We start from the raw sequence: 11,103 nt of genomic DNA on the forward strand, positions 1-11,103 counted from the left end.
GCATAGCTCTAAAAGCATTTTTACTATGTCTGCGCATTGTTATAGAAGTAATGACAAAGACTAGTGATCATCATTAAAAAATGCTCTAATAGAAAATTAACTTAACTTCGGGGGAATTACATATGGATATCAAAAATACCTTACAATCATTTTCCACTATGACACATTCGGCACGACAAGAATTTATGTTGCTAAAGGGCGATTGGTTGCTACAAGAAATGTTAACGCACATCGGTTCACCGGATGCTGAATTACGCGACAAATTAATTTATCGTACTTTTATTGATATACTTAGCGACAATTTACTGAGCACCGAACAGCTACAATATTTATTTGATACTGTAACAGGCGAGGATTTTTTATATTTGAACATAGGTGAAGAATTGACAGATAGCGTCTTTACACGTTCATTTTCTGCTTTACTTGCAGCAGGTATTCTTGCAAAAGATGCTGAACTACTAGTTTTAAATGATGAACGTCTACAAATTTTCTTTCAAAAGATTGGCCGCTATTTATTATTAGAAAAAGATACAAGAGGTCATGTTCATGATAAAGGCTGGGCTCATAGCATTGCACATGGTGCAGATTTAGCAGCAATGACGATTAAACATCCTAAATTTGATTTACAGCATGCGCCTTTAATCTTGCATGCATTGAAACTTGTTACTTGGAAAGATACTGTCTTTGTCAATGATGAAGAGGAACGCTTAGTTAATATTATTGAAGCGTTACTAGCTCGTAACTACTCCGAGGAAGCATTAATAGAATTTGCTGAACAGGTATTCGATAAATTTGAAATGCATTTAGTGACTCAAGGCTATAACGAAGCCTTTTTTAGTGGACGTACATGTACATTAAATTTAATGAAAACATTGTATTTTGCATTAAAGATGAATAACTTAGCCTTAAAACTTCAAAATACTATCTATGGACAAGTAGCAAAATGGCTAAAGCTCGGAGCTTAAAATCGATCAATTTCACCCCTAATTGCGCCGAGTGAAGATAAATTTCACCTTCTCTCTGCTTAGAACGTTTATTTTTGTCCTTATAACCAAAAATAGCAAACCAAGGATATCCTTAGTTTGCTATTTTTACTTTTTAGATAAAACATCCACAATACATTTTATGGAAGCTTGTAATTATATTAACATAATTAATATTAGTTTCCGAAATCCCCCTTTCCATTCATTCCTTACATTGAAAGTTTATCCTGATATATCCATAATCCTGCTTTTCGGATACTCATCTTTTTTAAAAACGCAACAAAAAAGCATTCAACACCTTAACATAACGGCGATTTTATTACAAAATGACGTCTAAAATGTGAAATGATGTTTTCACAAAAAAAACTATTTACTTAGTTAAATACAAGAAACTCAGTGTTTTCAACGTTTTAACAGTGTTTATTTAATTAAACACAAAAATACTAATATTGAAATAACGATTTTTGTTCAAAAAATGTTCAAATTCACCCCTAATTTACTATTAAAAAAATAAAAAAATAATTTTTTTTTTTAAAAACGGGCGTATAATCCAATTTGCAACAACGACATTTGTGTCGATCGATTATGACACATTGTCTAGAAAATCGATTACACAGATTAATGATTTTGCGAACGCTTGCACTAGACCAATCAAATACTAGATTCAATGTTTCATATTGAACCATGCCATTGTAAGTATTTCTGATTATTTGATTGGTACAACAACTAAAAGAGGTGACCTTATTACCCACTATTTATAATTTCGAATCTATACAAAAATACATGAAATTTATGAATAGCCGTTTTATAGAAAGGAGTCAAACATGAAGAAAAAGTTAAGCTTAATGTTTGTTGCATTTGGAGCTCTTGCAATTCTTACTGGTTGTGAACCCCTAACAGTCTTTGATCCAAAAGGGCCAAATGCCAAAACATTATCAGACACAATTATTTTATCCATTATTACAATGGCCTTTATATTACTAGTCGTGTACGTGCTTTTAGCATTTATGCTAACAAAATACCGTGCTTCAAAAACACCTGCCGATTATGAGCCTCCTCACGAAGAGGGTAGTCATTTACTTGAAATTACATGGACAGTTATCCCTATTATCATCGTGGCATTCTTAGCAGTTGTTACTGTAAGATCCACGAGTACAGTAGAAGCTCAACCAGCAGGTTATGACAATAAAGAGCCACTTGTTATTTACGCATCTTCCTCTAACTGGAAATGGCATTTTAGCTATCCAGAGCAAGGAATTGAAACTGTAAACTATGTAAATATTCCTGCTGACCGTCCAATTGAGTTCAAACTTTACTCATTCGGACCAATCACAAGTTTCTGGATTCCTCAATTAGCTGGTCAAAAATACGCGATGAGTGACATGTTAACAACTATTCACCTTGCCGCAGATGGGGTTGGTTCATACACGGGCCGTAACTCTAACTTTAGCGGTCGCGGTTTTGCTGAAATGGAATTTGAAGTGCAATCAATGACAGAAAAAGACTTCGACAAATGGGCTACTGATGTGAAAACAAAAGAAAAACCATTAACAGAAGAAAAATTTGATGAACTATTAAAAGCAGAACACGTTGGTCGTTCAAGCTATTCATCTACACACTTAGAATTTAGACCTGCTCCAATGGAACATAGTGAACACATGAAAATGGGAGGCATGGATCATAGCGATATGAACATGTCTGAGAAAGAAATGGATCACTCTAAAATGGATCACGGAGCTACACATTCACATTAATTTTCAAACCCGAAAGGAGCGCATCCAATGAGTATGGAAGAAGTATTCCATCCTATGAAAGAACCGATGATTTTAGCGGCAGCTATTAGTATCGTAGTTGGAGCAGTGGTTATCGGAGTTGGCCTTACGTATTTCAAAAAGTGGGGCTATTTCTACAAAAACTGGCTATCAACTGTTGACCATAAAAAAATCGGTATTATGTATATCGCTACAGCACTTTTGATGCTATTCCGCGGCGGTATCGATGCATTGTTAATGCGTGCACAAACGGCAGTTCCTGATAACGGACTTCTAGATGCACAACACTATAATGAGATTTTCACAACACACGGTTTAATCATGATTTTATTCATGGCTATGCCATTCGTAATTGGTTTAATGAACATTGTTATCCCACTGCAAATTGGTGCACGTGACGTTGCCTTCCCACGTCTAAATGCAGTCAGCTTCTGGTTATTTGCAGCTGGTTGCGGTTTACTAAACCTATCATTTATCATTGGTGGTTCACCTGATGCTGGTTGGACAGCTTACTTCCCACTATCTGGGACAGAATTTAGTCCATCTGTTGGGGGCAACTACTATTCTTTAGCTTTACAATTATCAGGGATTGGTACGTTAATGACTGGTGTTAACTTCATCGCAACAATCATTAAAATGCGTGCACCTGGTATGACATTAATGAAAATGCCAATGTTCACTTGGTCAATTTTAATTACAAACGTTATTATCGTATTTGCATTCCCAGTGTTAACTGTAGCACTTGCATTAATGATGTTTGACCGTCAATTTGGTACACAATTCTTTGCCATGCAAAATGGTGGTATGGATATGCTTTGGGCCAACTTATTCTGGGTTTGGGGACATCCTGAGGTTTATATCGTTATCCTACCTGCTTTCGGTATTTTCTCTGAAATCATTGCGACATTTGCACGTAAAAACTTATACGGCTATAGATCAATGGTTATGAGTATGGTCGTTATTTCATTACTATCATTCGTAGTATGGGCCCACCACTTCTATACAATGGGTCACGGTGTAATGGTAAACAGCGTATTCTCTATTACAACTATGGCAATCGCCGTTCCGACAGGGGTTAAAATATTTAACTGGTTGCTCACAATGAGACACGGTAAAATTCAATTTACAACTCCTATGCTTTATGCTCTTGGCTTTATTCCAATCTTCACAATTGGTGGGGTTACAGGGGTAATGTTAGCAATGGCAAGTGCTGACTATCAATATCATAATACGATGTTCTTAGTTGCCCACTTCCACTATGTATTAATTCCAGGTACAGTATTCGGTGTACTTGCAGGTTACCACTACTGGTGGCCAAAAATGTTCGGTTTCCGATTAAATGAAAAACTAGGGAAAACTGCTTTCTGGTTTATCGCAATCAGCTTCAACGTAGCTTTCTTCCCTCTATTTATTTTAGGTTTAGATGGTTACGCTCGTCGTATGTACACTTACTCTGCTTCAACTGGCTACGGTCCATTGAGCATGGTATCATTCATCGGTGCAATTGGTCTTGCAGTCGGCTTTGCGTTAATCGTATATAACATTTACTACAGCTGGAAACATATGCCACGTAATGAAAAAGCAGATGTTTGGGATGGTCGTACACTAGAATGGGCTACTCATTCTCCAGTACCAGAATATAACTTTGCAGTAGTTCCAACTGTTACACGTTTAGATGAATTCTGGTTCGCGAAAAAAGAAGGTCGCGATATTACAGCAGGTAAAATTGAAAAAATTCACATGCCTAACAACACTGGCACACCTTTCTGGATGAGTGGATTCTTCTTCCTTGCAGCATTCTTCGCTGTATTTAATCTATGGATTCCAGCCATCGTTAGTATGCTTTGTGTATTTGGCTTTATGATTCATCGTTCATTTGAAAAAGATCATGGTCGTTACATTTCAGTTGAAGAAGTTATGGCAACTGAGAAAAGTTTGAGAGGTGATAAATAATATGAAAATCGATTCTTCACTTCCATTAGAATATAGTACAGAGGAAAATCGCCTGAAAATTTTCGGTTTCTGGATTTTCCTTGGCGCCGAAATCGTATTATTCGCCACACTATTTACAGTGTATTTTACTCTTAATACACGTACAGGTAGTGGCCCAAGCGGCGCTGAAATTTTTGAATTAACACCAGTATTATGGGAAACATTCTTATTATTAACAAGTAGTTTCACAATTGGTCTTGGTGTTCATGCAATGCGCATTGGCAATAAAAAAGCGATGATGGCATTTTTCATCATCACACTTCTATTAGGTCTTGGCTTCTTAGGCATTGAGATCGATGAATTTGTCACATATGTTGATGAAGGTGCCACAATTCAAACAAGTGCATTCTTATCTGCATTAATGACTTTACTTGGTACGCACGGTGCCCACGTAACATTCGGTTTCTTCTGGGGCGTTGCAATTTTAATCCAAGTAGCAGGCCGTGGCTTAAACCCACAAACGGCTAACAAAGCGTTCATCTTCTCACTGTACTGGCACTTCCTAGACGTTGTTTGGATTTTCATCTTCAGCTTCGTCTACTTGAAAGGACTGATTAGCTGATGAAGGATTTATTCCCAAAACAACATGTGATGGGCTTCGGCTTCTCACTATTACTAACAGTTGTAGCTTTAGCCGTTGTTAAATTTGATATGTCACTTAACATGGCATTTGGTGTTTTACTAGTGACTGCTCTTGCACAAGCAACTGTACAATTATTATTATTCATGCACATCGGTGAATCTGAAGACAAGAAAACGTTATATACAACGATTTTATACTCAGTATTCGTAGGTGTTGTTACAATCCTAGGTACATTATTCACAATGATCTGGGGCTATAATTGATAAACAGAGCCGAGAAAATGACTTCATTTTCTCGGCTCTTTCTTTTGTAAGTATATTTTTTCAACATCGAAAGCAGACTCCACTCAAAAAAATTCCAGTCCTTCGAATCCCTCGAACACCACTTCCCCTGCCTTACTTATATACAAACACTAACTGTTATACTCCCTTACTCCAACGCAATACCATTAGAATCCCCTAGCGAAAAACTAACCTACTAATAATAAGCATAATATCATAGCACCTTTGCAATACTTTAAAATAACTAACAACATATTTATGGAGCACCTCTTAATATTCGCGAACCATTTTTTTGTACTTCATAATGAGTAATAAGACTTATAAACAAAGATATGCATTGGGCATTTACTATTATTTTAATATCGAGTTGGTACTGTTTTTTTAATTAATGAAACTTTTACTTTTATACTATTGTATACTAGTAGTTGATGTTTTTACCAAGAATAGGAGATGAAAGTAATGAACAAATTTTTTAAAGTATTAAGTGTTGGAGCTCTAGCACTGACACTAGCAGCTTGTAACAGTAGCGCTTCCCCAACGAAAGATACAACTAAAACAAGTGATCTCACTTTAGTGCAAGTGTATGAAAAAGCGGTAGAGCGCCAAGCAGACATTAAAAGCTCGAGTGCAAAAATGGAGATGACTCAAGAATCCAAATTCGGTTCAGGTGAAAAAGCTATGGAGTTTACCATTGATTCAAAAATGGATATGGATTTAGTTACTGATCCACTCTCTATGCACTTATCAGGTTCAATGACAATGCCAGATCCAGCTAGTGAAGGCAAAAAAACTACGGAAATGCCGATTGATATGTACATGAAGAAAGATCAAGGCTTTTTCATGAAGGATACAGCATCTAACGGTTGGTTTAAATTACCAGACGAACAATTAGATGCAATGTTAAATGAAAATGTATCATCTGCTAACGCTAAGGCACAATTAGACCAGCTTAAAGACTTTATTAAAGATTTCAAATTCGAGCAAACAGATGATGCATATGTCTTAACTTTAGACGCTAAAGGCGATAAATTTAAAGAACTTATCGATTCTGAAATTAACAAATCAATGAAAGATATGGGCATTGAAGAAAATCCACTTAATAAATTAACAATCGATAAAATACACTACACTCTACAAATCGATAAAAAGACTTTCGATACAAATAAAATGGATATGAATTTCGATTTAAAAATGAAAGTTGAAGATCAAGAACTATCTATGAAAACAAAATCAGTTGTGACGTACACTGATTTCAATCACTTAAAATCAATTGACATTCCAAAAGAAGTTATCGATAACGCAAAATCTATTGCACAATAATCAATCACTATAAAAAAGAATCTGCCTACTTTAATGTACGCAGATTCTTTTTTACTTTTGGCTCAAGTAGACTTTTATAATAAATGTACAGTAGCATCACGATTTAAAACATATTTAGTGGCTTCAACATATTCTGTTGCTGCTCTTTGACTAATTGCCGCTGTTGGCACGAAGCTTTCAAAGGCGTGATAACAGCCAGGATACAAATGGAATTCAACATCAACACCAGCCTGACATAGCCTCGTTACGTATTGTAATGTTTCATCACGGAATGGATCTAATTGGCCAACACAAGTATAAGTAAATGGTAAACCAGTTAAGTCTTCTGATCTTGCAGCTGCAACATATTGCGATACACCATCACCGCCATTATCCCCATTTAAATACATTTCCCAGCCCTTTTGATTTAAATCATGATTCCAAACCATATGTCCTGTAATCTCCAATGCAGAAGGTGTATTATTACGATCAATCAATATGTAAAATCTGCAATTAAAAAGCTAAAGGCAAAAAACCGTTCCCATGCTATTAACCTACTTTGTCAGCAAGGTTTTATTTTATAATATAAGAAGGGGATTTTTCTCTTATCCCCTTCAATGAAAAGTTATTAACTTGAAATTCTCTGTTCTTTTCTCTTTAATCGACCATCAATGGACCAATTCGTCCACATCCGTAAAGCCTGCTCAAATGGGCCACGCTTGAATGTTTTTAAATATAAGACACTGCCAATGCACTGCACACAATAAACGCCTAATCCAAATAACATCCCATTCAAGATACCTAATTTTCCATACAGCCCAAAACCATAGCCAAAAAATACAGTTGTACAAATAATAGATTGCATTAAATAATTAGTTAGAGACAGCTTACCAACACATTCAAAGGCATAAATAATAGACAACGTACGCCATTTCTTATAGAGCAAGGCTGCTACACATACATAGCCTAACGCTAAAACTTGTGCTCCACTCATATTAAGCATAGTAGACAAATCTCCTGCTTTTAAGCTCAAATATTTACATAATACTCCAATCGGTATAAGTATCATACCTAGCTTATACCACTTTTGTTCCCGCTCCATATTTTCAAATGCTCGCATTTTCGCAAGAGCCATGCCAAGTAAAAATAATGGTACATAGAATAAAGGCACTACAAGAAATAAAATTGATCCCTCCTGTTCAGGCATCAGCCTATTTAAACGATGATTCACGACATCTAAATAACTACCATGTGCATAAACGTTATTTACTTTTTCAATATACGCATCTATCTCCTGCTGATTTGTTGTAAAATCCAAGTTAATATTCATCATAAATGCAACTGAGAACACAAAGAAAATACTAGCCCAAATAATGATTGTTTTTGCTTTTCGATTAATGAATGGCAATAAAAACAATATCATAATACCGTAAAATAAGAGTATGTCACCTTCCCATATAAAAGCAGTGTGCAGCCAGCCTAATAAAATAAGCCCCAAGCTCCGTCGAAGTATCACTCATCGACTTTTCAGCCCTTTTTCTCGAACAGATTCTATTAACTTTATAAACGAAAAGCCAAATAACAGCGTAAAAATAGGCATAAAAGATCCGCCGATAAACACCCTCACAAAATCTCCTGCACTTTGCGACGATAAATTTTTTAAGGCTCCATGCATACCGTATTGAAAAACTACTAAATTAGCGAGTAAAATCCCTAGCAAACTAAATCCACGTAGACTATCAACGAACGAAACCCGTTTCACTCCCATCCATGTTTCCCCTTTCCATTCATTTAAAGAAAGGATAACGTAATAACCTTATGGCCATTTAATAGTTATCTTAACGCGGTCTTATTTTTTTAAAATTAAGACTATTCCATTTTTAAAGTAAAGCCAAAAAAAGACTTCTACTTAGTGATTAAGTAGAAGCCTTTACGCTTAACACATTTTATTGAAATCCTTCTGCCTCTATAGAATAATGAAGTAACCTTCAAAATCCTTCATTTCCAGATTAAAATTGTTATACGTATATTCATAGTTCATTCCCAATTTATCTATAATCCTGATAGATGTTTTTAGGATGAACAACGGCAATAATTTTAGATAATCTAATCTTCGTAAATGCATAATTCATCAAAGCATATGCAGCTTCATATGCAATCCCTTGTCTTCTATATGCTCTTAACTTTAAAGGGGGCCTATCTGTTGTGTAAATATACTAATCCCAATAATTCTCCATTAAATCTGTTGCCCAACGTGGCTGTTTTATTTCTCCTTTTGGTAAAAATTCTTTCATTACAGGTTTTATATCAATGATTGGTGTTCCATCAATAGCATCTAAGCCTTTAATGATTAATATTCTATCCTTTAATTCTAGTAATTCTACAACCGTTACACCTATTTTATTAGGTCTATTTTTACCTCTCTGTGCAAAAATACCGACTTCCGGATAGTCCGTATTATTTCTTGGATGTCTCGCTTCATATTGGATTTTTTCATCTGCCACTTTGTCAAAATAAAAAATTATTTCTAAATGAGAAAAATCATCAATCCCCTTTAAAGACGATTCATGCATATCTTTTGTCAATTCAATAGTAGATATGACGCTACCCCAATTGTCGTCTTCAATCATTGTTCGACTATTGCTCACTACAGCTATTGGTTTAATGTTATAAAGCATATCAAGACCTCTTCTCTTCTTTGATTTCTTCATGCATATTTCTACTTAATCCCAGTATACTTCAGCTACTGTAAATGTCAATTTAAGGTAATGAATTTACAATTTCAAAAGAGTTTCCCCATTTAATAGAGAACCGATAGTCTCCCTAATAGCAAATGTATCAATAACTCTCTTAAATGCATGTATTCACTATTCTTTTTTGTTTTATTATTCGTAAAAATTAAATACATGAAAATGTTGCGCGGGTTATGATATGGTATATTATCTACAATGATATTTTAGAAGGTGGAAAACATGCTAGAAGTAAGTGAAAGTAAGTTAGCACAATATATTTTACATTTTATTGACGATACACTCGTGTTAGGTGAGGAATCATTATCACAGCCAGAGGTCATGCTAGAGGCGGCTTTTACACAGCTAGCGTTTAGCAAAATCGATTTAGAGCAGCAATTCGAATTTTTTCATGAAACAGATATTGGGTTAAATGAGGTGTACACATATGTGAGGGCAATATTTGATCAGGAGACTAGTTTCCTTGAACAATCAATCAACATTGCTAAACACTTACATAGTGTTTCTCAACATCCTAACATTAAAAGCGGCGAATTGTTTATTGGACTATTTGACAATTGTTTTCTAGCTACAGAAGTTAAAAAAATAATTGCCATTGTTAAAATTGATGAAAAAGAAATGTTTTTAGATGTAAAGAACGACCACAACAAAATGGTTGTCAACGGCATCGATGGCATTAATGTGAAGAAAATTAATAACATGGCCATTATCGTAGATATGGGAACCGAGCAGGCACCAGCTGTCTTTATGAAAACGAAAAGGAAAGAAGATATTATCTACTGGCAAGAACGATTTTTAAAGATAAAAGCTGCTGATGAACATTATTATAAAACGAATTTAGCATTAACAGAATGCAAAAAATATATTTTAAAAGAAGAAAGTTATACAAATACTGAAAAGCTAGGTCTTTTAAATAGAACGCTTGATTATTTTAGAAATGAAGATGAATTTCAAGTAAATGATTATATTGAAACAGTGTTTGAAAATGCGGAGCCAACACAAAAAGATATTATCATCAATTCGGTAAAACCTTATGAAACCGTTATTTCTGAGAGCGCGCTTGAAAAAGCTGAGAAAAAATATAAACGTAAAATCAAACTCGATTCCAATATTGAGATCCAGGTAAACGTACAGGATATCAAGCAAGTGGATGAACTAATTGAAGTAGGTTACGATGAATCTACAAATCGAAAGTTTTATAAAATTTATTTCCAGGAAGAACTATAGTTAAATGTATGGCAATGAGACTCTCCTAGTTTAGGAGAAGTCTCTTTTTTTTGCACATCACAATAACGTGTGAATAGCTCAATACTTTTTCTGTACACCCTTATGCTCTACTATTTTATACACCAAATTTGTTAATGTGTGGCTCATCACCATAACTTGTGGTTGATTTTCTATCAATTCAATAATTTTACATTTTACTATAGAAGAAAAGCGAAA

11 protein-coding genes and 1 pseudogene are annotated in these 11,103 nt (G+C 34.9%); 7 read left to right on the forward strand and 5 right to left on the reverse strand.

Annotation, left to right across the window (positions count from 1 at the left end; genetic code table 11):
• Positions 1-122 precede the first annotated feature (122 nt).
• From AMS59_RS16625 to AMS59_RS16650, 6 genes are all read left to right on the forward strand, one after another.
• Entirely contained in the window at positions 123-965 is an 843-nt protein-coding gene (locus tag AMS59_RS16625) for a DUF2785 domain-containing protein (RefSeq protein ID WP_053484855.1), read from the forward strand.
• A gap of 842 nt (positions 966-1,807) precedes the next feature.
• Positions 1,808-2,737, forward strand: coding sequence for a cytochrome aa3 quinol oxidase subunit II (gene qoxA, locus AMS59_RS16630; RefSeq protein WP_053484856.1), 930 nt, complete (start codon positions 1,808-1,810; stop codon positions 2,735-2,737).
• A gap of 27 nt (positions 2,738-2,764) precedes the next feature.
• The gene (gene qoxB / locus AMS59_RS16635; RefSeq protein ID WP_053484857.1) at positions 2,765-4,708 is read left to right on the forward strand and encodes a cytochrome aa3 quinol oxidase subunit I; all 1,944 of its coding nucleotides are present in this window, start codon (positions 2,765-2,767) and stop codon (positions 4,706-4,708) included.
• Position 4,709: 1 nt separating this feature from the next.
• Complete coding sequence (gene qoxC / locus AMS59_RS16640) at positions 4,710-5,309, forward strand: cytochrome aa3 quinol oxidase subunit III (RefSeq protein WP_053484858.1); 600 nt, start codon at positions 4,710-4,712, stop codon at positions 5,307-5,309.
• Positions 5,309-5,593, forward strand: coding sequence for a cytochrome aa3 quinol oxidase subunit IV (qoxD, locus tag AMS59_RS16645; protein ID WP_053484859.1), 285 nt, complete (start codon positions 5,309-5,311; stop codon positions 5,591-5,593). Before qoxC ends, qoxD begins: the two co-directional genes overlap by 1 nt.
• A gap of 477 nt (positions 5,594-6,070) precedes the next feature.
• Positions 6,071-6,931, forward strand: coding sequence for a DUF6612 family protein (locus AMS59_RS16650; protein WP_053484860.1), 861 nt, complete (start codon positions 6,071-6,073; stop codon positions 6,929-6,931).
• 74 nt (positions 6,932-7,005) lie between these two features.
• Here AMS59_RS16650 and AMS59_RS16655 read toward each other — a convergent pair.
• The 5 genes and pseudogenes from AMS59_RS16655 to tsaA form a co-directional block, all read right to left on the reverse strand.
• Positions 7,006-7,428, reverse strand: a pseudogene (locus AMS59_RS16655) (alpha/beta hydrolase fold domain-containing protein); the annotation flags it as partial.
• Positions 7,429-7,538: 110 nt separating this feature from the next.
• Complete coding sequence (locus tag AMS59_RS16660) at positions 7,539-8,408, reverse strand: DUF418 domain-containing protein (protein WP_234007831.1); 870 nt, start codon at positions 8,406-8,408, stop codon at positions 7,539-7,541.
• 18 nt (positions 8,409-8,426) lie between these two features.
• On the reverse strand, positions 8,427-8,678 hold the full coding sequence (locus tag AMS59_RS26410) for a hypothetical protein (protein WP_234007832.1): 252 nt from the start codon (positions 8,676-8,678) through the stop codon (positions 8,427-8,429).
• A gap of 280 nt (positions 8,679-8,958) precedes the next feature.
• Positions 8,959-9,123, reverse strand: coding sequence for a GNAT family N-acetyltransferase (locus tag AMS59_RS27035; protein ID WP_082337549.1), 165 nt, complete (start codon positions 9,121-9,123; stop codon positions 8,959-8,961).
• Between the two features lie 3 nt (positions 9,124-9,126).
• The gene (gene tsaA / locus AMS59_RS16665) at positions 9,127-9,588 is read right to left on the reverse strand and encodes a tRNA (N6-threonylcarbamoyladenosine(37)-N6)-methyltransferase TrmO (protein ID WP_053484861.1); all 462 of its coding nucleotides are present in this window, start codon (positions 9,586-9,588) and stop codon (positions 9,127-9,129) included.
• A gap of 294 nt (positions 9,589-9,882) precedes the next feature.
• Here tsaA and AMS59_RS16670 point away from each other — a divergent pair, with 294 nt between their 5' ends.
• Positions 9,883-10,887, forward strand: a complete 1,005-nt coding sequence (locus tag AMS59_RS16670) for a nucleoid-associated protein (protein ID WP_053484862.1) — start codon at positions 9,883-9,885, stop codon at positions 10,885-10,887.
• Positions 10,888-11,103 lie beyond the last annotated feature (216 nt).

This window comes from Lysinibacillus sp. FJAT-14745, from assembly GCF_001275675.1.
Lineage (GTDB): Bacteria > Bacillota > Bacilli > Bacillales_A > Planococcaceae > Lysinibacillus.

What these genes read in the sequence shown, in the direction of transcription:
- AMS59_RS16625 (WP_053484855.1), top strand. Translation starts at nt 123, where the DNA reads ATGGATATCAAAAATACCTTACAATCATTTTCCACTATGACACATTCG.
- qoxA (WP_053484856.1), top strand. Translation starts at nt 1,808, where the DNA reads ATGAAGAAAAAGTTAAGCTTAATGTTTGTTGCATTTGGAGCTCTTGCA.
- qoxB (WP_053484857.1), top strand. Translation starts at nt 2,765, where the DNA reads ATGAGTATGGAAGAAGTATTCCATCCTATGAAAGAACCGATGATTTTA.
- qoxC (WP_053484858.1), top strand. Translation starts at nt 4,710, where the DNA reads ATGAAAATCGATTCTTCACTTCCATTAGAATATAGTACAGAGGAAAAT.
- qoxD (WP_053484859.1), top strand. Translation starts at nt 5,309, where the DNA reads ATGAAGGATTTATTCCCAAAACAACATGTGATGGGCTTCGGCTTCTCA.
- AMS59_RS16650 (WP_053484860.1), top strand. Translation starts at nt 6,071, where the DNA reads ATGAACAAATTTTTTAAAGTATTAAGTGTTGGAGCTCTAGCACTGACA.
- AMS59_RS26410 (WP_234007832.1), bottom strand. Translation starts at nt 8,678, where the DNA reads ATGGGAGTGAAACGGGTTTCGTTCGTTGATAGTCTACGTGGATTTAGT.
- tsaA (WP_053484861.1), bottom strand. Translation starts at nt 9,588, where the DNA reads ATGCTTTATAACATTAAACCAATAGCTGTAGTGAGCAATAGTCGAACA.
- AMS59_RS16670 (WP_053484862.1), top strand. Translation starts at nt 9,883, where the DNA reads ATGCTAGAAGTAAGTGAAAGTAAGTTAGCACAATATATTTTACATTTT.